Origin of the sequence: Gibbsiella dentisursi (genome assembly GCF_039539505.1) — a bacterium.
GTDB lineage: Bacteria > Pseudomonadota > Gammaproteobacteria > Enterobacterales > Enterobacteriaceae > Gibbsiella > Gibbsiella quercinecans.
The window spans coordinates 1-22,544 of record NZ_BAABDG010000009.1; the positions used below are offsets into that span (position 1 = coordinate 1).

21 protein-coding genes are annotated in these 22,544 nt (G+C 55.7%); 14 read left to right on the forward strand and 7 right to left on the reverse strand.

Annotation, left to right across the window (positions count from 1 at the left end):
• Nucleotides 1-253 precede the first annotated feature (253 nt).
• Both ABFX35_RS18970 and mdtD read left to right on the forward strand, forming a co-directional pair.
• Nucleotides 254-955, forward strand: a complete 702-nt coding sequence (locus ABFX35_RS18970) for a FadR/GntR family transcriptional regulator (RefSeq protein WP_346082475.1) — start codon at nucleotides 254-256, stop codon at nucleotides 953-955.
• Between the two features lie 31 nt (nucleotides 956-986).
• The gene (mdtD, locus tag ABFX35_RS18975) at nucleotides 987-2,405 is read left to right on the forward strand and encodes a multidrug transporter subunit MdtD (RefSeq protein WP_279029201.1); all 1,419 of its coding nucleotides are present in this window, start codon (nucleotides 987-989) and stop codon (nucleotides 2,403-2,405) included.
• Here mdtD and rbsR read toward each other — a convergent pair.
• The 7 genes from rbsR to kup all read right to left on the reverse strand — a co-directional run bounded on the left by rbsR (nucleotide 2,402) and on the right by kup (nucleotide 10,331).
• Entirely contained in the window at nucleotides 2,402-3,403 is a 1,002-nt protein-coding gene (gene rbsR / locus ABFX35_RS18980) for a ribose operon transcriptional repressor RbsR (protein WP_279029200.1), read from the reverse strand. The genes mdtD and rbsR overlap by 4 nt on opposite strands.
• A 3-nt stretch (nucleotides 3,404-3,406) precedes the next feature.
• Nucleotides 3,407-4,333: a ribokinase gene (gene rbsK, locus ABFX35_RS18985; RefSeq protein ID WP_346082477.1), complete on the reverse strand. Its 927-nt coding sequence runs from the start codon at nucleotides 4,331-4,333 to the stop codon at nucleotides 3,407-3,409.
• 53 nt (nucleotides 4,334-4,386) lie between these two features.
• The gene (rbsB, locus tag ABFX35_RS18990) at nucleotides 4,387-5,274 is read right to left on the reverse strand and encodes a ribose ABC transporter substrate-binding protein RbsB (protein ID WP_095846526.1); all 888 of its coding nucleotides are present in this window, start codon (nucleotides 5,272-5,274) and stop codon (nucleotides 4,387-4,389) included.
• A 111-nt stretch (nucleotides 5,275-5,385) separates the two neighbouring features.
• Nucleotides 5,386-6,351 (reverse strand): ribose ABC transporter permease, encoded by a 966-nt coding sequence (rbsC, locus tag ABFX35_RS18995; protein ID WP_346082479.1) that lies wholly within the window; start codon nucleotides 6,349-6,351, stop codon nucleotides 5,386-5,388.
• The gene (gene rbsA / locus ABFX35_RS19000) at nucleotides 6,348-7,862 is read right to left on the reverse strand and encodes a ribose ABC transporter ATP-binding protein RbsA (RefSeq protein WP_279025897.1); all 1,515 of its coding nucleotides are present in this window, start codon (nucleotides 7,860-7,862) and stop codon (nucleotides 6,348-6,350) included. Before rbsA ends, rbsC begins: the two co-directional genes overlap by 4 nt.
• A gap of 7 nt (nucleotides 7,863-7,869) precedes the next feature.
• Complete coding sequence (rbsD, locus tag ABFX35_RS19005) at nucleotides 7,870-8,289, reverse strand: D-ribose pyranase (RefSeq protein ID WP_346082480.1); 420 nt, start codon at nucleotides 8,287-8,289, stop codon at nucleotides 7,870-7,872.
• A gap of 173 nt (nucleotides 8,290-8,462) precedes the next feature.
• Nucleotides 8,463-10,331, reverse strand: a complete 1,869-nt coding sequence (kup, locus tag ABFX35_RS19010; protein WP_121552884.1) for a low affinity potassium transporter Kup — start codon at nucleotides 10,329-10,331, stop codon at nucleotides 8,463-8,465.
• A gap of 288 nt (nucleotides 10,332-10,619) precedes the next feature.
• Here kup and ravA point away from each other — a divergent pair, with 288 nt between their 5' ends.
• From ravA to atpA, 12 genes are all read left to right on the forward strand, one after another.
• Complete coding sequence (gene ravA, locus ABFX35_RS19015) at nucleotides 10,620-12,128, forward strand: ATPase RavA (protein WP_279025892.1); 1,509 nt, start codon at nucleotides 10,620-10,622, stop codon at nucleotides 12,126-12,128.
• A gap of 2 nt (nucleotides 12,129-12,130) precedes the next feature.
• Nucleotides 12,131-13,594 (forward strand): ATPase RavA stimulator ViaA, encoded by a 1,464-nt coding sequence (viaA, locus tag ABFX35_RS19020; RefSeq protein WP_346082481.1) that lies wholly within the window; start codon nucleotides 12,131-12,133, stop codon nucleotides 13,592-13,594.
• A 146-nt stretch (nucleotides 13,595-13,740) separates the two neighbouring features.
• Nucleotides 13,741-14,202 carry a transcriptional regulator AsnC gene (asnC, locus tag ABFX35_RS19025; RefSeq protein ID WP_095846519.1) on the forward strand — a complete coding sequence of 154 codons (462 nt, stop codon included), beginning with the start codon at nucleotides 13,741-13,743 and terminating at the stop codon, nucleotides 14,200-14,202.
• Between the two features lie 97 nt (nucleotides 14,203-14,299).
• Nucleotides 14,300-14,740 carry an FMN-binding protein MioC gene (gene mioC / locus ABFX35_RS19030; RefSeq protein WP_346082482.1) on the forward strand — a complete coding sequence of 147 codons (441 nt, stop codon included), beginning with the start codon at nucleotides 14,300-14,302 and terminating at the stop codon, nucleotides 14,738-14,740.
• Nucleotides 14,741-15,122: 382 nt separating this feature from the next.
• Nucleotides 15,123-17,012 (forward strand): tRNA uridine-5-carboxymethylaminomethyl(34) synthesis enzyme MnmG, encoded by a 1,890-nt coding sequence (gene mnmG, locus ABFX35_RS19035; RefSeq protein WP_346082483.1) that lies wholly within the window; start codon nucleotides 15,123-15,125, stop codon nucleotides 17,010-17,012.
• Nucleotides 17,013-17,137: 125 nt separating this feature from the next.
• Nucleotides 17,138-17,758, forward strand: a complete 621-nt coding sequence (rsmG, locus tag ABFX35_RS19040) for a 16S rRNA (guanine(527)-N(7))-methyltransferase RsmG (RefSeq protein WP_346082484.1) — start codon at nucleotides 17,138-17,140, stop codon at nucleotides 17,756-17,758.
• Between the two features lie 640 nt (nucleotides 17,759-18,398).
• Complete coding sequence (atpI, locus tag ABFX35_RS19045) at nucleotides 18,399-18,782, forward strand: F0F1 ATP synthase subunit I (RefSeq protein ID WP_279025882.1); 384 nt, start codon at nucleotides 18,399-18,401, stop codon at nucleotides 18,780-18,782.
• A 22-nt stretch (nucleotides 18,783-18,804) separates the two neighbouring features.
• Nucleotides 18,805-19,581 (forward strand): F0F1 ATP synthase subunit A, encoded by a 777-nt coding sequence (gene atpB, locus ABFX35_RS19050; RefSeq protein WP_279025880.1) that lies wholly within the window; start codon nucleotides 18,805-18,807, stop codon nucleotides 19,579-19,581.
• 53 nt (nucleotides 19,582-19,634) lie between these two features.
• Nucleotides 19,635-19,874: a F0F1 ATP synthase subunit C gene (gene atpE / locus ABFX35_RS19055; protein WP_004093904.1), complete on the forward strand. Its 240-nt coding sequence runs from the start codon at nucleotides 19,635-19,637 to the stop codon at nucleotides 19,872-19,874.
• 59 nt (nucleotides 19,875-19,933) lie between these two features.
• Nucleotides 19,934-20,404 (forward strand): F0F1 ATP synthase subunit B, encoded by a 471-nt coding sequence (gene atpF / locus ABFX35_RS19060; RefSeq protein WP_095846513.1) that lies wholly within the window; start codon nucleotides 19,934-19,936, stop codon nucleotides 20,402-20,404.
• Between the two features lie 14 nt (nucleotides 20,405-20,418).
• The gene (atpH, locus tag ABFX35_RS19065) at nucleotides 20,419-20,952 is read left to right on the forward strand and encodes a F0F1 ATP synthase subunit delta (protein ID WP_095846512.1); all 534 of its coding nucleotides are present in this window, start codon (nucleotides 20,419-20,421) and stop codon (nucleotides 20,950-20,952) included.
• 12 nt (nucleotides 20,953-20,964) lie between these two features.
• Nucleotides 20,965-22,506: a F0F1 ATP synthase subunit alpha gene (atpA, locus tag ABFX35_RS19070; RefSeq protein WP_279025877.1), complete on the forward strand. Its 1,542-nt coding sequence runs from the start codon at nucleotides 20,965-20,967 to the stop codon at nucleotides 22,504-22,506.
• Nucleotides 22,507-22,544 lie beyond the last annotated feature (38 nt).

Consider the following 22,544-nt stretch of genomic DNA (forward strand, 5'->3'; position numbering starts at 1 on the left):
AAGCGTTTATTTCGCTTTCGTCTTGCTGACCCGGCGGCTTGTCAGTCGTTGTTCCCGGTCAGTGGAGGCGCATTATAGGGACTTCCCGGCAGCCTGCAACCCCTAATTTAAAAAAACTTTTCAACCGGGTGCTTTTTTCGCCAAAAGGCGAAAAAAACGGCGTTTTCGTGCCACATTTTCCACCAACAGGCACAATAAGGCGCAATCTGTAGCGTAAAATGAAAAGTAACGAGACAGCCAAGGATCCGCAGCGATGCAATTTACTGCCCAGCAACAAGCCGCCCAACGAAATCTTTCTTATCTTTTGGCGGAAAAACTCGGCCAACAGATCCTTGCTGGCGTATATGCGGCAGGCAGCATCCTTCCTGGCGAGATAGAAATCGGCGAGCAATTCGGCGTGAGCCGCACTGCCGTGCGTGAAGCGGTGAAAATACTGGCGGCCAAAGGCATGCTGCTGCCCCGCCCACGCATCGGCACCCGGGTCATGCCGCAGAGCAATTGGAATTTCCTCGATCAGGACCTGCTGAACTGGTGGATGACGCAGGACAACTTCGATCAGGTGATGCAACACTTCCTTATCTTGCGCAATTCACTGGAGCCCCACGCTTGCTCGTTGGCGGCTACTCACGCCAATCAACAACAAAAAAACCAGTTGGCCGCGCTGATGGCGGAAATGCGGGCGCTGCATGCCGATTTTGATCGGGAACGCTGGATAGAAGTGGATACACAGTTCCACCAGTTGATTTATGAAGCCAGCGCCAACCCGTTCCTGACCTCGTTCGCCAATCTGTTCAGCTCGGTATATCAAAGCTATTTCCGCGCCATTACCGGCAATGAAGTGCTCAAGTTGAACCATCACCAGGCCATCGTCGATGCCATCTTAGCCAGCGACGGCGCAACGGCACAGATCGCTTGCCAAGTTCTGTTAAACGAAAAAGACGAACTTTCTATATAAAGACGACACATCTATTACTCAGGGAATAATAATGACCAAATCCGCGCGCAGTATGGCTGGGCTACCGTGGATCGCTGCCATAGCGTTCTTTATGCAGGCGTTGGATGCCACTATCCTCAACACCGCATTGCCGGCCATCGCCGTTAGCCTTGAACGCTCGCCGCTGGCGATGCAGTCAGCGGTCATCAGCTATACGCTGACGGTGGCCATGCTCATCCCGCTCAGCGGCTGGTTGGCCGATCGGTTTGGCACCCGGCGCGTATTCATCTTCGCCGTCTCACTGTTTACCCTTGGTTCGCTGTTGTGCGCCATGTCGCCCACGCTGACGTTTCTGGTGATCTCCCGGGTGATCCAAGGGGTTGGCGGCGCAATGATGATGCCGGTCGCCAGGCTGGCGCTACTGCGCGCTTATCCGCGCAGTGAACTGCTGCCGGTGCTTAACTTCGTCACCATGCCCGGGCTGGTTGGGCCGGTGGTGGGGCCACTGCTCGGCGGCTGGCTGGTGACTTACGCGACCTGGCATTGGATCTTCCTGATTAATATCCCCATCGGCCTGCTGGGCATTATCTACGCCCGCAAATATATGCCGGATTTTACTACGCCCAAGCGGCCGTTCGATTTCTTTGGCTTCATGCTGTTTGGTTTTAGCCTGGTGCTGGTTTCGATGAGCCTTGAGCTATTGGGCGAGCGCGTGCTGGCGAGCTATATCTGCCTTGGCGTAATGCTTTGTGGCATCGCCATGCTTGTGGGGTATATCGCCCACGCCCGCCGCCATCCCCAGCCGCTGATCGAGTTAGGCTTATTCAAGACGCGCACATTTTCCGTCGGCATCGCCGGCAACGTCGCTTCGCGCCTGGGCACCGGCTGCGTGCCCTTCCTTATTCCGTTGATGCTGCAGGTTGGCTTCGGCTATTCAGCACTGGTGGCAGGCTGCATGATGGTGCCGACGGCGATCGGCTCATTAACGGCGAAATCCACCGTAACGCACGTGTTGCGCTGGCTGGGCTACCGGAAAACGTTGGTGGTGATCACCGTGATAATCGGCCTGTTGATTGCGCAGTTTTCTTTGCAAAGCCCGACCATGCCGCTGTGGCTACTGATCCTGCCGCTCTTTATTTTAGGCATGGCGATGTCCACCCAGTTTACCTCGATGAATACCATCAGCCTGGCCGATCTGAACGATGGCAATGCCAGCGCGGGTAACAGCGTGTTGGCCGTCACCCAGCAACTCTCCATCAGCTTTGGCGTGGCCATCAGCGCTGCGGTGCTGCGTTTTTACGAAGCGACGGCGCCAGGCACCATCATCGACCATTTTCATTACACCTTTATCACCATGGGCATCGTTACGGTGATCTCGGCATTGGTCTTTATGCTGCTTAAAAAGAGGGATGGCCGTAACCTGATCGCCAATCGGCCAAAAGAGGGTAAGGCCGCCAGCAACGCCGGCTAACGGCGGGCGACGGAAGCCCGCACCACCAGCTCGGGCGTCAGTACCAAAACCTGGGCTTCGCGCTCCGGGTTTTGCAGGCGGTTGATCAACGCATCAACCGCCAGTTCCCCCAGGGAATCTTTTGGCTGATGGATGGTGGTTAGCGGCGGCGCCAGATACTTCGCCAGCTCGATATCATCGTAGCCCATCACCGCGATATCCTGCGGCACGCGAAGGCCGGCCTGGAAAAGCACCTGATAAACCCCAACCGCCACCGCGTCATTGCCGGCAAATACCGCATGCGGCGGTTCCGCCAACGCCAGCAGTTGCTTCATGGCGCTAACGCCGCCTTCAAATTCGAAATCGCAATGCACTTCATACCCCGGCAATATCGCCAACCCGGCGCGCCGCATCGCATTCCGATAGCCTTGCAGACGGTGGTGTGCGGTAGCCTTATCCTGCGGCCCGGCGATACAGGCGATTTTGCGGTAGCCGCAGGCGATCAGATATTCGGTTGCCATTTCACCGCCCAGCAACGAGTTATCCTGGATAATGTCATTGGCGCCGGCAAACGGGGACCAGTCCATCATCACGATAGGCAGCGAGGGATAACGGCTCAGCGCATCCTGCGGCGGGCGATGGTTCTCGGTACACATCAACAACAGCCCATCAACGCGCTTTTGCAATAGCGTTTCCATGCTGCGGTGCATGCGGGCCATATCTTCTTCGGTATTACACAGAATCAGGCTATAGCCGCGCTCATAGCAACTGCGCTCAACGCCGCGCACCACTTCTGCGTAAAACGGGTTATTGCTGGAGGTGACCAGCATGCCGATGGTGCGGGTTTGCTTGATCTTCAAACTGCGCGCCAGCGCGGAGGGCGCATAGTTGAGCTGTTCGACAGCCGCCATGACCTTGTTACGCACCCCGTCGCTGACAAAACGGTTGTTGTTGATAACGTGCGAAACCGTGGAAGTTGAGACGCCCGCCAGGCGGGCAACGTCTTTCATGGTAGCCAAGGATCACTCCTGCTGCTGTAAAAAGGCGTCTATCTCTTGCCGCCACGGCACCGAGGGCTGTGCGCCGGGCCGGGTTACGGCAATGGCCGCCGCCGCATGGGCAAACTGCACCGCATCGCCCATTGGCCGCCCTTCCAGCAACGCAGTAACCAGAGCGCCGTTGAAGGTGTCACCCGCCGCTATGGTATCTACCGCCTGCACGCTAAACCCCGGAATCCGTCTACCGCTGCCACCTTCACTCAGCCAAACGCCACGGCGCCCCAGAGTGATAATGACCGTCGCAATCCCCTTGCCATGCAGAGCCTGTGCGGCACGCGCCGCGTCTTCATCGCTGTTTACCGTAACCCCGGTCAGGCGCTGGGCCTCGGTTTCATTCGGGGTAATGATATCAATCATGGCCAGTAAGGCGTCGGGCAGGTCACGCGCCGGCGCCGGGTTGAGAATAACCTGGGTATGATGCTGTTTTGCCAGGTTGGCGGCGGCGATCACCGTCTCCAGCGGGGATTCTAACTGCATCAGCAGCGCCTCCGCGTCGATAACGGTTTGCCGATGGCGGCCCAGATAATCGGGCGTCACCGCCGCGTTGGCGCCGGCATTGATGCCAATGACGTTCTCACCTTCGCCGTTAACGAAAATCAACGCGACGCCGGTGGTGCTATCGGCAATCGCCTCTACTGGCCGGGTGTCGATGCGATCGGCGGCCAGCTGCTGGCGGATGCGTGCGCCGATATCATCCCCGCCAACGCAGGCGATAAAAGCGATATTCGCCCCACTGCGCCCTGCGGCCACCGCCTGATTAGCGCCCTTGCCGCCGAAGGCGACCTTATACTGCTTCCCGATCACCGTTTCGCCCGGGGTGGGAAATTGCTCAACGTTAAGGATATGGTCAGCATTGATGCTGCCGAGAACCACCAGCTTTCCTGTTTCCATCCTATTGATTCCTGCTTGTTTGCCGGCGCCGTTGCGGCGCCGGCACAACTGACTTATTGCGTGACCAGTTTCAAGGCAACCGGGATCGTCGCCGGCACCTGCTCGCCTTTCAATACTTTATCAGCGGTTTCCACACCAATCACACCAATCTGATCCGGGCGCTGCGCCACCGTTGCCGCCAGCTTGCCGCCCTCCACCGCCTTCATGCCATCTGCGGTGCCGTCGAAACCGACCACCACCACATCCGTTTTACCGGCGGTTTGCAGCGCCCGCAGAGCGCCCAACGCCATTTCATCATTCTGGGCAAACACCGCCTGCACGTCCGGGTGCGCGGTCAACAGATTCTGCATGACATTCAGCCCCTTGGTGCGATCAAAATCCGCCGGCTGGCTGGCCAGCAGTTTGAACTTGTGCTGATCGAGCGATTGTTTGAACCCTTCGCCACGTTCGCGGGCGGCGGAAGTGCCGGCGATGCCCTCCAGTTGGATCACTTTAGCTTCTGCGCCAACCTTGCCGGCGATGAAATCGCCAGCCATCTTACCACCGGCGCGGTTATCGGAAGCGATATGGCTAATGACGGTGCCGGCAGATGCCACGCGATCCAAGGTTATCACCGGGATCTTGGCCTGATTGGCCATTTTGATGGCGTTGCCAACCGCATCGGAATCTGCGGGGTTAATCAGCAGCACTTTCGGATTCTGCACCATCAGATCCTGCACGTTCGCCAGCTCTTTCGCCGGGTTGTTCTGGGAATCCAGAACCACCAGGTTATAACCCAACTTGTTGGCTTCCTGCTGCGCACCGTCTTTCATCGAAACAAAAAACGGGTTATTCAGTGTGGAAACCACCAGCGCGATAGTCTCTTTCGCCAACGCGTTGGCACTCAGGCTCGCGCTTAACGCGAGTGCGGAAACTAAAGTGGCCAATTTTCTCATTTTCATGGTCGTCATTCCTGTAGGGGAGGTGAGTTAGGCTAATCAGCAATGGGCAACGGCATAACGCCGCCTGGCGTGCTCAACCGCAATTTATGGCAAACCCGCCGCGTTACTCGCCTACTGCTTTTTGTTATCTACCAATACCGCCAGCAATATCACTATCGCTTTCACGATCATTTGGTAGTAGGAAGAAACACCTAATAAATTCAATCCATTATTCAAGAAGCCCAAAATCAGCGCGCCAATCAGCGTGCCGACGATGCGCCCCTTGCCGCCGGCCAGGCTGGTGCCGCCCAGCACCACCGCCGCAATGGCATCCAGCTCATAGCCCGTACCGGCGGTGGGTTGGGCAGAGGAGAGGCGCGCGACTTCGATAATTCCGGCCAGCGCCGCCAACAGGCCGCACAGCGAATAGACGATGATTTTGACCTTATCCACGCTGATGCCGGACAAGCGGGTTGCCGCTTCATTGCCCCCCAGCGCATAGATATAGCGCCCCAGCCGGGTGTGGTGCAGCATGTACCAGGCAGCGAGAAAAACGATCGCCATAATCCAGATGGGCGTGGGCACGCCGAGCGGGCGGCCAATGCCAAACCAGCCAAAGGTATCCGCCACGCCGGAGAAACCGGTGTTGATCGGGCTGCCGTTGGTGTACACCATGGTGACGCCGCGCAACAGCAGCATCATCACCAGGGTGGCGATAAACGCCTGTACCTTGCCCTTGGCGACAATCACCCCGGTGCAAGCCCCCACCGCCGCGCCGAGCGCCAATGCCGCCGCAACCGCCGCCAACGCATTGACTTCGAAGCCCACGATCGACGCAGCGACGGCGCCGGTCAGCGCCAACAGCGATCCCACCGAAAGATCGATACCGGAAGTCAGGATCACCAGCGTCATCCCCACCGCCATAATGGCGTTAACCGACGTCTGCTGCAGAATGTTGAACAGGTTGTTCAGGGTAAAGAAATTGGGGCTCATGGATGAAACCACCGCGATCAAAACCAGCAGCGCAATCAGCGATTTCTGCTCTAACAGCCATTCTTTACTGAACCAGCGCTTTGCTGCGATAGTTTGGGAACTCATATCCGATTACTCCTGCTTTCGCCGTATTGCTTGCCAACGGCCGCGGCCATCAGCGCTTCCTGGGTGGCCTGTTCAATCGGGAACTCGCCGCTAAGGCGCCCTTCGTGCATCACCAGGATGCGATCGCTCATGCCCATGACCTCCGGCATTTCGGAAGACACCAGGATGATGCTCAGCCCTTCCTGCTTGAACTGGTTGATAAGTTGATAAATTTCCTTCTTGGCGCCAACGTCGACGCCGCGGGTTGGCTCGTCCAGGATCAGCACCTTCGGCCGGGTCATCAGGCCGCGGGCGATGGCCACTTTCTGCTGATTGCCGCCAGAAAGCAGGCCGATGGGTTGATCCAGGGTCGGCGTTTTAATGTTGAACAGGCGGATAAAATCCCCCACCGCCTGCCGCTCTGCGGCATGCTTCAGGCTGCCGCCAGCGCGGCTGAAATAACGTAGCGCGGTCAGCGACATGTTTTCCTTTACCGACATCCCCAGCACCAACCCATCGCGTTTGCGGTCTTCCGAAATATAAACAATGCCGTTCGCCAGGCCATCCTGCGGCGTGCGGGCCAGCACCTCACGGCCATCCAACTGCACCGAGCCGCCGCTGCGCAACGCCGCGCCGTAAAGCAGCTTCATCAACTCCGTCCGCCCGGCGCCCATCAGCCCCGCCACACCGATAATTTCACCGCGGCAGAGAGAAAAGCTGACGTCATCCACGCCAGGGCCGGAAAGGTGGCTGACCTGCAGCCGTTTTTCGCCGTGCGGCAGGTTAAGGCGCGGATACTGCTCTTCCAGCCGGCGGCCCACCATCAGTTCGATCAGCGTATCTTCCTGCAGTTCGGCGACCGGGCGTTCGGTAATGAACTGCCCATCGCGAAAAACCGTTACGTCATCGCAGATTTCAAAAATTTCTTTCAGGCGATGGGAGATATAAACAATGCCGCGCCCCTGGGCCTTCAGTTCGTTAATCACTTTGAACAGGGAGGCGGTTTCGGTATCCGTCAGGGCATCCGTTGGTTCATCCATGATCAGCACCTGCGATTCAAAGCTCATCACCTTGGCGATTTCCACCATTTGCTGATCGCCAATCGACAGCTCGCCCACCAACCGGTGGCTGCTGTATCGCAGGTTCAGCCTGGCAAGCAGCTTGTCGGCCTCGGCATACATGCGTTTCCAATCGATTCGGCCCCAGCGGTTAACGAATTCGCGGCCAAGAAAGATATTCTCCGCGATGGTCAACTGCGGGATCAGATTCAGTTCCTGATGGATGATGCCGATGCCGGCCGCCTGGGAATCCTTCGGCCCGCTGAACGCCACCTCTTTCCCCAAAAACTGCAGGCTGCCGGCATCCTTGCTGTAGATCCCCGTCAGCACTTTCATCATGGTGGATTTGCCAGCGCCGTTTTCCCCCACCAGCGCCATCACCTTGCCGGGATAAACGCTGAGCGCGGCGCCAGACAGCGCTTTCACCCCGGGGAAAGCCTTATCAATTCCTTTTAGTTGCAGTAAAGGTTGCATAAACGCCTCAAAAGGTTACGCCGGCACACAGGATCACATTGGCATAGGGGGAACATTCCCCGCTGCGGATCACCGCCCGGCTGTAGGCCGTTTGCGCTTTGAATTCCGCATGGCTGATATAACGCACGCTAACGGTATTCCCCTGGCTCTGGCCAAGCACGGCCAACTGCGCCAGCAACGCTTCATGCAGCGATGGGTTTTGCTTCACGATCTCTTCCGCCAGAATCGCGCTCTCCACCTGCATCTCCTGCGTAACGGCGGAAAAAACCTGTAGGAACGAAGGGATACCCTGGGTCAGCGCAAGATCGATACGCGGCGTTGCCGCCGGGATCGGTAACCCCGCATCGCCAATCGTGAGCTGATCGGTATGGCCAAGACGGGATACCACCGCAGAGACTTCAGCATTCAATAACGCACCCTTTTTCATGTTTTCCTCTGCTGGCTGGCGAAACGTTTCGCTGGTGAGGGGAGTTTAAAAAAAAATCAACATGAGGCAACAAAAATGATGCAAAATTGTGATCGCTATCGAAACGTTTCGCTGCTCAATCGCAACGGCAAAAGAAAAGGCCCAGCGAATGCTGGGCCTCGGCAAGATGGCGGCTAGATTTCGATCTGGGTGCCCAGCTCGATAACGCGGTTAGGCGGGATTTCGAACTGGTCGGCGGCCCGCAGGGCGTTACGGCTAAGCGCAATGAACAGTTTGCCGCGCAGCAGCAGGTACCAGGGGCGCTTGGCCAACAGCAGCGATTCGTGGGACATAAAGAACGACGTTTCCATCATCCGGCACGGCAACCCTTCCAGCCCGCAGCGGTGGAAAATCTCCTCAACGTTTGGCGTTTCGCGCCAACCGTAGCTGGCCACCACCCGCCAGAAGGTAGGCGAAAGCTGTTCAATGGTCACACGGCGCACGTTGTGCACGTAAGGCGCGTCTTCAGTGCGCAGCGTCAGCAGCACCACCCGTTCATGCAACACTTTGTTGTGCTTGAGGTTATGCAACAGGGCGAAAGGAATGGCCGTCGTCGCACGCGACATAAACACCGCAGTGCCCGAGACGCGCACCGGCGGCGATTTCTCCAGCGAGGCGATCATCGCCTCCAGGGAATTGCCGTGCTCATGCATGCGGCGCAGCAGGCGGAAACGCTCGCTCTTCCAGGTGGTCATGATGATGAACATCACCAGGCCCAGCGTCAACGGCAGCCAGCCGCCGGAGAATAGCTTCAAGGCATTGGCGGTAAACATCGGCACATCGATAAACAGCAGGATCGCCAGAATGCCGATCGCCAGAAAACGCTTCCAGTGCCAGTTTTTAATCGCCACAGAGGTCACCAGAATGCTGGTTAACACCATGGTACCGGTAACGGCGATACCGTAAGCCGCAGCCAGATTGCTGGAGCGTTCAAAACTGGCGATCACCAGCACCACCGCGATATACAGCAGCCAGTTAATCGCCGGAATGTAGATCTGGCCAGACTCCATCTCCGAGGTATGGATAATGCGCATCGGCGACAGATACCCCAGGCGAACCGCCTGGCGAGTCAGCGAAAACACCCCGGAAATCACCGCCTGTGAGGCGATGACAGTCGCCAGGGTTGCCAGAATCAGCAGTGGAATCAAAGCCCAGTCCGGCGCCAGCAGGAAGAAGGGGTTTTTAATCGCTTCGGGGTTTTTCAGCAACAGCGCCCCCTGGCCGAAGTAATTTAGCACCAGCGAAGGCAACACCAGTGAAAACCACGCCAGGCGGATAGGGAATTTCCCGAAATGCCCCATATCGGCATACAGCGCTTCAACGCCGGTGATCGACAGCACCACCGCTCCCAGAGCAAAGAAGGACAGCTTTTGGTATTCAAGGAAGAAGTTCAACGCCCACTTGGGGTTCAGCGCCTGCAGCACTTCGGGGTTGACGATGATGCTGCGGATGCCCAGCACCGCCAGGGAAAAGAACCAAATCAGCATCACCGGAGCAAACAGTTTGCCAACGCTGCCGGTACCATGCTTTTGGATTGCAAACAGCAGCGTCAGCACCAGTATTGAGAGTGGGACAATATAGGTGTCCAACGAAGGCGCGGCAATTTCCAGCCCCTCAATCGCCGACATCACCGAAATGGCCGGAGTAATCACCACCTCGCCATAGAAAAAGCTGCCGCCGATCAGGCCCAAAATCACCAATATCGAGGTGGCGCGCGCCGACGTATTACGCCCGGCCAACGACATTAATGTGAGGATCCCCCCTTCCCCGGCGTTGTCCGCTCGCATCACATAAGTGAGATACTTCAGCGAAACAATGATCACCAACATCCAGAAAATCAGGGAGAGGAAGCCAAAAACGACATCCGGACGAACCTCAAAACCATAATGGCCGGAAAAACACTCTCTCAGCGTATAAAGAGGACTGGTACCAATATCACCGAACACCACCCCGATGGCAGCCAATGTGACTGCAGATAATGATTGCTTGTTTTCTGTGCTCATAATTCGTTTCTTTTGTGAGTACATCCCTTAGCCGATACACCCTGTATCGATCCAATAGATGCGGGCTCCAAGATCCGTTACGCCCACTAAAAAGCGCACAGTATGCACGAATTCTACTACTTGCCTACTCTTTAATAGACCCGCCAAAAAGGCAAAAAGATGCGCCAAATATCGATTAAACCAAAGAAATTTATTACTAATCAATAATCTATATCATTAAAAACGGTACTGTTTTAGTATTAGTCGTTTAAGTAAGTTTGGTCAACTAACGGACAATACGATAAATCTATGGTCTCTTCATCACATTTGGCAGAACGCATTTCCCGTCTCAGCAATGCGCTGGAAAGTGGCCTGTATGAACGGCAGGAAGCAATCCGCCTGTGCCTGTTGGCCGCGCTAAGCGGCGAGAGCGTATTTTTGCTTGGCCCTCCGGGCATCGCCAAAAGCCTGATAGCCCGCCGCCTGAAGTTTGCCTTTCGCAATGCGCGTTCATTTGAATATCTGATGACGCGCTTCTCCACCCCGGAAGAAGTGTTCGGCCCGCTATCCATTCAGGCGCTAAAGGACGAAGGGCGCTATCAGCGCCTGACCGCCGGCTATCTGCCGGAAGCGGAGATCGTCTTCCTGGATGAAATCTGGAAGGCCGGCCCGGCGATCCTCAACACCCTGTTGACCGCCATCAATGAGCGCCGCTTCCGCAACGGCAACAGTGAGGAGCCAATCCCCTTGCGCCTGCTGATCGCCGCATCCAACGAGTTGCCGGAAGCCGATAACAGCCTGGAAGCGTTGTACGATCGCATGCTGATTCGCCTGTGGCTGGATAAGGTGCAAGATAAGCAGAATTTCCGCGCATTGTTGACCAACCGCCAGAACGACCACGACAACCCGGTGCCGCAGGCGTTGAGCATCAGCGACCAGGAGTTCCAGCAATGGCAGGGGCAGATTGATCGGGTGGCGCTGCCGGAACACTGCTTCGACCTGATTTTCCAACTGCGCCAGCGGCTGGATGCCCTGGAGCAAGCGCCCTATATTTCCGATCGCCGTTGGAAAAAAGCGCTACGTCTGCTGCAGGCCTGCGCCTTTTTCAGCGGCCGGGACAGCATTGCGCCTATCGATCTGATGCTGCTCAAAGATTGCCTGTGGCACGATCTGGCTTCGCTGAAACTCCTGCAGCAACAGGTGGATCAGATGCTGGCCGAGCAGGCGTATCAACAGCAGACCCACTTGCTGCAACTGCAGCAGCTGCATACCCGCTGGATGCAGCATCAGCAGCAGCAAAGCGAACGCAGGGCAATCCAACTGGAGAAAAAAAGCGGCATGTTCAGCCGCCGGCCACAGTATGCGTTGAAAGAAGCGCTCAGTGGCACCAGCCAAACCCTGCTGCTGCAAACGCCATTAAAGCTGCACGACATACAGGTGACCCACCTGAGTATAGAAAACAGCGCCCTGGAAAACTGGTTGCAGAAGGGCGGAGAGGTGCGCGCCAAGCTGAACGGCATCGGTTTTGCGCAGCAAATCGATCTGCTGGTGGATAACCAACAGTATCTGTGCGTACTGGACGTCAGCCGCCAGCCTGCGCTGCTCGCCCTGCCCGGCGGCCCAAGCGGCAGCACGCCGCCGGAACTGCAGGACGAGCTGGATACGCTGGCGCTGCGGCTGGCGGAACAGCGGCGCTTATTCAGCCAGCATCAGCCATGCCTGTTTACCCCGGCGGAAGGCCTGGCCAAAATTGAATCCAGCCTGTTACAGGTGGCGGAACAGCTTAAACAGCTGCAACAACAGATGCGCGGCCGGTAAACATGCTCAATCTGGAAACGCTCGATCTGTTGCTGGCGATCGCCGAAGGTGAACTGATCGAAGACACGATCGTCGCCATGCTGGCGTTGCCGCAGCTTGCGGTGTTTTTCAAGAAGTTCCCGGCGATGCGGCGGGCGCTGGATCGCGATCTGCCACAATGGAAACTGCGTTTAAAAGAGCGGCTCCACCAGGCGATGGTGCCACCGGCGCTGGCGCAGGAGTTTTATCGCTATCAGCAGTGCCAGTTGGAAAGCAACAGCCAGTTTTATCAAAACCTGAATGACACGCTGGATCTGCTGCAGCAGTTGGTTTCTCCTTTTTATGAACAGGCCCGCCGGCTGGTCGACGCCGCGGATTTGCCCAATCATCCCCTTGATGACAGCTTTCAGACGCTATTCCTGCAACGCTGGCGCATTAGCCTGACATTACAGGCCACGCTGCTGCATCATCAGTTGCTGGAGCAGGAGCGGGAACAGTTGATGGCGGAACTGCAGGAACGCCTGGCGCTCAGCGGCTCGCTGGAGCCGATATTGGCCGAAAACGACACCGCGGCCGGGCGGCTGTGGGACATGAGTAAAGGCAAGCTACAGCGCGGCGATTATCAGCGGCTGGTGGAATATGGCCAATTTCTGCAAACGCAGCCAGAACTGAAAAAGCTCGCGCAGCAACTGGGCCGCAGCTACGAGGCCAAAAGCGTACCGCAGCCTGATGCCCCGTTGGAACCGTTTCGCAGCCTGGTGCGTACGCCGGCCACCCTGCCGGAAGAAGTTAACGGCATTCATCAAAGCGACGACATCCTGCGTTTGCTTCCCCCCGAGCTGGCGATGCTGGGGGTTGAAGAGCTGGAATTCGAATTTTACCGCCGCCTGCTGGAAAAACAGCTGCTGAGCTATCGCCTGCAGGGCGATGCCTGGCACGAAAAAACCGTGATGCGGCCGGTGATCCACCAACAGCAGGATCGGCAACCGCGCGGGCCTTTTATTGTCTGCGTTGATACCTCGGGCTCTATGGGCGGGTTTAACGAGCAGTGTGCTAAAGCTTTCTGCCTGGCGCTGCTGCGCGTGGCGCTGGCGGATAATCGGCGCTGCTACATCATGCTGTTCGCCAACCAGATCGTCCATTATGAACTCACCGCCGCCAGCGGCATCGAACAGGCCGTGCGCTTCCTCGGCCAGCATTTTCGCGGTGGCACCGATCTGGCCGCCTGCCTGAACGCCAGCGTGGATAAAATGGCCGAAAGCGGTTGGGTTGACGCCGATGCGGTGATTATTTCCGATTTCATCGCTCTACGCCTGCCTGAAGAAACCATTAACAAGGTCAAGCGCCAGCAGCAAAGCCACCAGCAGCGTTTCCACGCGGTGGCGATGTCGGCCTATGGCAAACCAGGCATCATGCGGATCTTTGATCACATCTGGCGCTTTGATACCAGCCTGAAAAGCCGCCTGCTGCGCCGCTGGCAGCGCTAAGGCTTTCCTCACCACTCCAACCATTCACCATTGCGCAAAAACGTGCCGTCAGCACTCAATTTTCGCTAACGGAAGTTGCTATTCGCCGTCCACTATTCCATCTTAAAACCCGATCAATTCGATATTCATCAATAAAGAGAAACAGCATGGCGGAAACTTATCAGATCGATAATCTCGATCGCGGCATTCTCAACGCTCTGATGGAGAACGCGCGTACCCCCTATGCGGAACTGGCCAAGGCGTTTGCCGTCAGTCCGGGCACCATCCACGTTCGGGTAGAAAAAATGAAGCTGGCGGGCATCATTTCCGGCGCCCGTATCGACGTGAACCCCAAGAAGCTGGGCTACGATGTGTGCTGCTTTATCGGCATCATTTTAAAAAGCGCCAAGGATTACCCTTCCGCGTTGAAAAAGCTGGAAAGCCTGGAAGAAGTGGTGGAAGCCTATTACACCACCGGGCATTACAGTGTCTTCATCAAGGTGATGTGCCGCTCGATCGATGCGCTGCAATTGGTACTTATCAACAAGATCCAAACCATTGATGAGATCCAGTCAACGGAAACGCTGATCTCGCTGCAAAACCCCATTATGCGTACCATCACCCCTTAGCCGATGATTTTCTATACCCCTATTATCCACAGGTAGATCCCAGCCGATTCACAGCGTACAATGCAGCCTCTTTTCGAATCGCTGGGATCATTCATTCATGGTAGACATAACCCTGATCAGTGGCAGCACGCTGGGTAGCGCGGAATATGTGGCCGAACATCTGGCAGAAAAACTGGAAGAAGCCGGCTTTTCTACCGAAATGCTGCATGGCCCTGAACTGGATGAACTGACATTGGCTGGGCGCTGGTTGGTAGTGAGCTCGACGCACGGCGCGGGTGAACTGCCGGATAACCTGCAACCGCTGTTGGAACAGATAGAAGAACAGCAACCGGATCTTTCCGGGGTGCAGTTTGGCGCCGTTGGTCTGGGCAGTTCCGAATACGACACCTTTTGCGGCGCGATCAAACTGATCGACGAGAAATTTAGCGCATTGGGTGCGAAAAGGATCGGCGATCGTCTTGAGATCGACATCACCAAGCATGAAATTCCCGAGGATCCGGCAGCAGAATGGATCAATAACTGGATTAAATTGCTCTAATTCGCATAAAGATCACGCGATCAGTTGTGGATAACTCTGCTTGAAAGCGGCGTATAAGCGGTAGTTATCCAAATAATAACCGCTGTATGCTTTTTGTCCTGTGCATAACAACCGTTTTAGATCCCAGCTTATTCGTGATGGGATCACCGATCATTCACAGCTAACGATCCTCCTTAATCTGCTGATATAAGTCATGAATATTCACTTATCCACAGAAGATCGCGATCCTAATAAGAGATCTAATAAAGAGATCTTTAAATAAAAAAGATCTTCTTTTAATTACCGGACGATCCTGGCCACTTGGCGGGTCGTCTAAACTTGAGTAGAATCCCCATCCCCAGGGCAAATAACGATCGTTCGCACGTACTCCGAGGTGAGTTCCATGTTTTATCCAGATCATTTTGACGTCATTATCATCGGTGGCGGCCATGCAGGCACCGAAGCAGCAATGGCAGCTGCGCGCATGGGGCGTCAAACCTTATTATTGACACACAATATCGACACGCTTGGGCAAATGTCTTGCAACCCAGCGATTGGCGGCATTGGCAAAGGGCATCTGGTTAAAGAAATTGATGCGCTCGGCGGCCTGATGGCAACGGCGATCGATCATGCCGGCATCCAGTTTAGGATACTAAACGGCAGTAAAGGCCCTGCGGTACGGGCCACCCGTGCTCAGGCCGACCGGGTGCTGTATCGCCAGGCTGTGCGCACCGCCCTGGAGAACCAACCGAACCTGATGATCTTCCAGCAGGCGGTGGAAGATCTGATCGTGGAAAACGATCGCGTCGTCGGCGCTGTAACCCAAATGGGGCTGAAATTCCGCGCCAAAGCGGTTGTGCTGACCGTAGGCACCTTCCTGGACGGCAAGATCCACATTGGGCTGGAAAACTACAGCGGCGGCCGCGCAGGGGATCCGCCTTCGATCGCGCTTTCTCGTCGCCTGCGGGAACTTCCGCTGCGCGTGAACCGATTAAAAACCGGCACCCCGCCGCGCATCGACGCACGCACTATCGATTTCAGCGTGCTGGCGCAACAACATGGCGACACCCCAACGCCGGTATTCTCATTCCTGGGCTGCGCCAGCCAGCATCCGCAGCAAATGCCGTGCTACATCACGCATACCAATGAGAAAACCCATGAGGTGATCCGCAATAACCTGGATCGCAGCCCGATGTATGCCGGGATCATCGAAGGGATCGGCCCGCGTTACTGCCCGTCGATCGAAGACAAAGTCATGCGCTTTGCCGATCGTAACGCGCACCAGATTTTCCTGGAGCCGGAAGGGCTGACCAGCAATGAAATTTACCCGAACGGCATTTCCACCAGCCTGCCGTTCGATGTACAGATGCAAATTGTCCGTTCGATGGAAGGGATGCAAAACGCTCGCATCGTGCGCCCAGGCTATGCCATTGAATATGACTTCTTCGATCCGCGTGATCTGAAGCCGACTCTGGAAAGCAAATTTATCCAGGGGCTGTTCTTCGCCGGCCAGATTAACGGCACCACCGGCTACGAAGAAGCCGCCGCGCAGGGGCTGCTGGCCGGCCTGAATGCAGGCCGCTTTGCCGCAGACGAGGAGGGCTGGGCGCCTGCGCGTTCCGAAGCCTACCTTGGCGTGCTGGTGGACGATCTCAGCACCCTGGGCACCAAAGAGCCGTACCGCATGTTCACCTCACGGGCGGAATACCGCCTGATGCTGCGTGAAGACAACGCCGATCTGCGCCTGACGGAAAAAGGCCGGCAGTTGGGCCTGGTGGACGATGTTCGCTGGGCGCGCTATAGCGAAAAAGTGGAGCGTATTGAGCGGGAACGCCAGCGCCTGCGTGATATCTGGGCGCATCCGCATGCTGAAAATATTGCGCAGGTGAACGCACTGCTGAAAGCGCCGCTATCGCGCGAGGTCAACGGCGAAGATCTGCTGCGTCGGCCGGAAATGGATTACGCTGCCCTGACGGCGATTGACGCTTTCGCGCCGGCGTTGGCGGATAGCCAGGCCGCGGAGCAGGTGGAAATCCAGGTAAAATACGAAGGCTATATCGCCCGGCAGCAGGATGAGATCGAAAAGCAACAGCGCAACGAGAATACCGTGCTGCCGTTGGATCTTGATTACCGCCAGGTTTCCGGCCTGTCCAATGAAGTGATCGCCAAACTCAACGATCACAAACCCAACTCGATCGGCCAGGCTTCGCGAATTTCCGGCGTTACCCCAGCCGCCATTTCCATCCTGTTGGTGTGGCTGAAAAAACAAGGGTTGCTGCGCCGCAGCGCATAAGCCTTGTTGCGCGGCCGGCTTTACTGGCTGGCCGCTGACATCCCCTGCAGCCTGAATTATCATAGTTGCCTTTATCAGTCTGCCCGCGTTAACGGCGCGGCCAGCGCCAGGCAGAGGACCCCATTGTGCAAAAGAAATTAGATTCGCTGCTGCTAGCGGCCGGCATTGTGCTCCCCGATCAGCAAAAACAGCAGTTGCTGGGCTACGTCGGCATGCTGGACAAGTGGAACAAGGCTTATAACCTGACTTCCGTGCGCGATCCGCAGCAGATGCTGGTGCGCCACATTCTCGACAGCATCGTGGTGAACCCGTATCTCCAGGGCTCGCGCTTTATCGACGTCGGCACCGGGCCAGGCTTGCCGGGGATCCCGCTGGCTATCGTGCGCCCTGATGCGCATTTCACCCTGCTCGACAGCCTGGGCAAACGCGTGCGCTTTCTGCGCCAGGTGCAGCATGAGCTGGGGCTGAAGAACGTGGAGCCGGTACAGAGCCGCGTAGAGGAATACCCGCCAGAGCCGCCGTTTGATGGGGTGATTAGCCGCGCCTTTGCTTCGCTGCAAGACATGCTCGCGTGGTGTAGCCATCTGCCCGCCAAGGGCCACGGGCGTTTTTACGCGCTGAAAGGCCTACGCCCTGAAGACGAATTGGCGCAGTTGCCTGCCGGCATTAGCCTGGAAACGGTGGTGCGTTTACAGGTGCCGGAGCTGGAAGGTGAACGCCATCTGGTGGTGCTGAAAGCCAACTGAGTTTTGCTTTTGATCAAACTAGCATGAATTAATCGATTATTTAGTCGTTAAAAGTAAGCAGGCTAATTAAAAGCATCTTTTTTTAGTTATTTTACTTTTTTTTAACACAAAAATAGCCGTCGATTGGCGATAATGGCCGATTACAAGTGTAAATAGTCACGCGCGTAACTATCTGCGCTACCGTTGGCTTTATTCTGAATGTTAATTGGCTGTTGCAATAAACCTTGGTGGAATGTCAATAAAAGGTTTTTGGCGGGTATAAGGATTGTTTTCGAACAGTTAACCTGTAATATTTTGATTTATAATATTTTTTGATCGCTCAATTAGCTAAAGACGGACGATGGCGCGGTGGGCTATAAATGGGGGAATGCCATTATTGTGATCGGCGCCACGTTTCTAGCCTCTCAGCGAGAATAAATGGGCAAATAAAAGCGTGGTATTATTCCGACTTATTTCTTGTAAAAATAGCAGGAAACCGGGGGATTTAAATAATTGTTCACCTTTTCGCTACTTATCGATTGAATTCGTTGGTGTGCCCCGTATAATTTCCTCGTTTTTTGCTGCTTGACTCAGGATAGCAAAGGCAGTTTTATTACGTCACTCAGCATACCCCGACTGGGGTACGGAGAGAACAAACGTCATGTCTGTATCCCTTTACAGTGGGAAAGTCGCACGCAAATTGCTGCTGGCGCAGCTAATGACTTTTGTTCTTATCAGCGCTGTTTTTGGCCTCAAGAGTCTGGCATGGAGCGGTTCTGCGCTGGCCGGCGGCCTCGCTGCCTGGTTACCGAGTGCAATGTTTATGCTGTTTGCCTTGCGCCACCAAGCGCAAACGCCGGCGCCTGGCAGGGTTGCCTGGTCGTTTGCCATTGGCGAGGGGCTGAAGGTCGTGATCACCATCATTTTGCTGATCGTGGCGCTTGGGGTGTTCAAGGCGGCGTTTATGCCACTTGGCCTGACCTATTTAGCGGTGTTAGTTGTGCAGATAGTGGCACCGGCCGTGATTAACAGTTACCGAACTTAACTAAATAAGGGTAAGAGGCATCATGTCTGCAGGAGAAGTCTTTACTCCACGGGAGTATATCAGTCACCACCTGACGCAGCTTCAGGTCGGAACGGGGTTCTGGTCGCTCAACATCGATTCGATGTTTTTCTCTGTTGTCCTCGGGGTTCTCTTCCTGGTGATATTCCGCAGAGTGGCGAAAAACGCAACCAGTGGTGTTCCGGGCAAGCTGCAAACCGCCGTTGAACTGGTCGTTGGTTTTGTCGACAGCAGCGTGCGCGATATGTACCACGGCAAAAGCAAGGTGATTGCTCCGCTGGCGCTGACCGTGTTCGTCTGGGTGTTCATGATGAACCTGATGGACCTGATCCCGGTTGATTTCCTGCCGACCGCTGGGCGCCTCCTCGGCCTGCCGTATTTGCGCGTGGTGCCTACCGCCGACGTGAACATCACGCTGTCGATGGCGTTGGGCGTATTTATCCTGATTCTGTTCTATAGCATCAAAATGAAAGGCGTTGGTGGGTTCGTCAAAGAGTTAACCATGCAGCCGTTCAACCACCCTGTATTTATTCCTATCAACCTGATTCTTGAAGGTGTCAGCCTGCTGTCCAAACCGGTTTCACTCGGTCTGCGACTGTTTGGCAACATGTATGCGGGTGAGTTGATCTTCATCCTGATTGCCGGTCTGTTGCCGTGGTGGTCACAGTGGGTCCTGAGCTTGCCTTGGGCTATCTTCCACATCCTGATCATTACGCTTCAGGCCTTTATTTTCATGGTTCTGACGATTGTCTATCTGTCGATGGCGTCTGAAGAGCACTGATTTTTCCTACAACACTACTAGCACTTTTTAACTGAAACAAACTGGAGACTGTCATGGAAAACCTGAGTATGGATCTGCTGTACATGGCTGCCGCTGTGATGATGGGCTTGGCGGCAATCGGTGCTGCGATCGGTATCGGCATCCTGGGTGGTAAATTCTTGGAAGGCGCGGCTCGCCAGCCTGACCTGATTCCTCTGCTGCGTACACAGTTCTTTATCGTTATGGGTCTGGTTGACGCAATCCCAATGATCGCCGTTGGTCTGGGTCTGTACGTGATGTTCGCCGTCGCGTAACGCAGAAGAACATTCTGCATTGCAACCGTACTATTTAACTTTTAAAGAGGCATTGTGCTGTGAATATTAACGCAACAATCCTCGGCCAGGCCATTGCGTTCGTTCTGTTTGTCTGGTTCTGCATGAAGTACGTATGGCCGCCAATTATGGCTGCCATCGAGAAGCGTCAGAAAGAAATTGCTGATGGTCTTGCTTCCGCAGAACGTGCCAAAAAAGACTTGGACTTAGCGCAAGCCAATGTGACCGACCAGCTGAAAGCGGCGAAAGCTGAAGCTCAGGTGATCATCGAGCAAGCGAATAAACGTAAGGCTCAGATCATGGACGAGGCGAAAGCCGAAGCCGAGCAGGAACGTAACAAAATCGTGGCGCAGGCTCAGGCTGAGATCGAAGCCGAACGTAAACGCGCTCGTGAAGAGTTGCGTAAGCAAGTCGCGATGCTGGCTATCGCCGGTGCCGAGAAGATCATCGAACGTTCCGTGGATGAAGCTGCTAACAGCGACATCGTTGATAAACTGGTCGCTGAACTGTAAGGAGGGAGGGGCTGATGTCTGAATTTGTTACTGTAGCTCGCCCCTACGCCAAAGCAGCTTTTGACTTTGCCGTCGAGCATAAAAGCGTCGACCGCTGGCAGGAAATGCTGGCGTTCGCTGCGGAAGTCACCCGTAACGAGCAGATTGCCGAATTGCTCTCTGGCGCCATCGCGCCAGAGACGCTGTCAAAAACGTTCGTTTCGATTTGTGGCGATGCGCTCGACGAATATGGCCAGAACTTCATCCAGGTGATGGCTGAAAATGGGCGTTTATTGGTTCTTCCCGCGGTGCTGCAGGAGTTTGTTGAATTGCGCGCCGCTATGGAGTCCACCGTCGAAGTCGAGGTGCTCTCTGCGAGCGCACTGAGTGACGAACAGCAGGCAAAAATCGCCGCTGCGATGGAAAAACGTCTGTCACGCAAAGTTAAGCTGAATTGCAAAATTGATAAGTCTGTACTGGCCGGCGTGATTATTCGCGCAGGCGACATGGTGATTGATGGCAGCGTTCGCGGTCGTCTTGAACGCCTGGCAGACGTCTTGCAGTCTTAAGGGGACTGGAGCATGCAACTGAATTCCACCGAAATCAGCGAACTGATCAAGCAGCGCATTGCTCAGTTCAATGTAGTGAGCGAAGCTCACAATGAAGGTACTATCGTTTCCGTCAGTGACGGGATCATTCGCATACACGGTCTGGCCGATGTTATGCAGGGCGAAATGATCGCACTGCCAGGCAACCGTTATGCAATCGCATTGAACCTGGAGCGCGACTCCGTCGGTGCTGTGGTTATGGGTCCGTATGCGGACCTGGCCGAAGGCCTGAAGGTGAAATGTACCGGCCGTATTCTGGAAGTGCCGGTTGGCCGTGGCCTGCTGGGCCGCGTGGTTAACACCCTGGGCGCGCCGATTGACGGCAAAGGCCCGGTTGAACACGACGGCTTCTCTCCGGTTGAAACCATCGCGCCGGGCGTTATTGAGCGTCAGTCCGTTGATCAGCCGGTTCAGACCGGTTACAAATCCGTTGACGCCATGATCCCAATCGGCCGTGGCCAGCGTGAGCTGATCATCGGCGACCGTCAGACCGGTAAAACCGCGCTGGCAATCGACGCCATCATCAACCAGCGTGATTCCGGCATTAAATGCGTTTATGTGGCTATCGGCCAGAAAGCGTCCACCATTGCTAACGTGGTGCGCAAACTGGAAGAACACGGCGCGTTGGCCAACACCATCGTGGTGGTGGCTACGGCGTCCGAATCTGCCGCGCTGCAATACCTGGCGCCGTACGCCGGCTGCGCAATGGGCGAATACTTCCGCGATCGCGGTGAAGATGCGCTGATTGTGTACGATGACCTGTCCAAACAGGCCGTTGCCTACCGCCAGATCTCCCTGCTGCTTCGTCGTCCACCAGGCCGTGAAGCTTACCCTGGCGACGTATTCTACCTCCACTCTCGTTTGCTGGAGCGTGCTGCGCGTGTTAACGCCGAATACGTTGAAACCTTCACCAAGGGTGAAGTTAAAGGGCAAACGGGTTCTCTGACCGCACTGCCGATCATTGAAACCCAGGCGGGTGACGTTTCCGCGTTCGTTCCGACCAACGTAATTTCGATTACCGACGGCCAGATCTTCCTGGAATCCAACCTGTTCAACTCCGGTATTCGTCCGGCAGTTAACCCGGGTATCTCCGTATCCCGTGTGGGTGGTGCCGCGCAGACCAAGATCATGAAAAAGCTGTCCGGGGGTATTCGTACCGCGTTGGCGCAGTATCGTGAATTGGCGGCGTTCTCCCAGTTCGCATCCGATCTGGATGATGCAACCCGCAAACAGCTGAGCCACGGCCAGAAAGTGACCGAGCTGCTGAAACAGAAACAGTATGCGCCGATGTCCGTAGCGCAACAGTCTCTGGTGCTGTTTGCCGCCGAGCGTGGTTATCTGGAAGACGTTGAAGTTGCCAAAGTGGTGAGCTTTGAAGCCGCGCTGGTAGCCTACGCCGACCGTGAGCATGCCGAACTGCTGAACCAAATCAACCAAACTGGCGCCTACAGTGATGAGATCGAGGGCAAGTTGAAAAACCTCCTCGAAACCTTCAAGAAAACCCAGTCCTGGTAACGCGTAGCGGCCTGCAGTTGAAAGACGGCAGGCCGCTG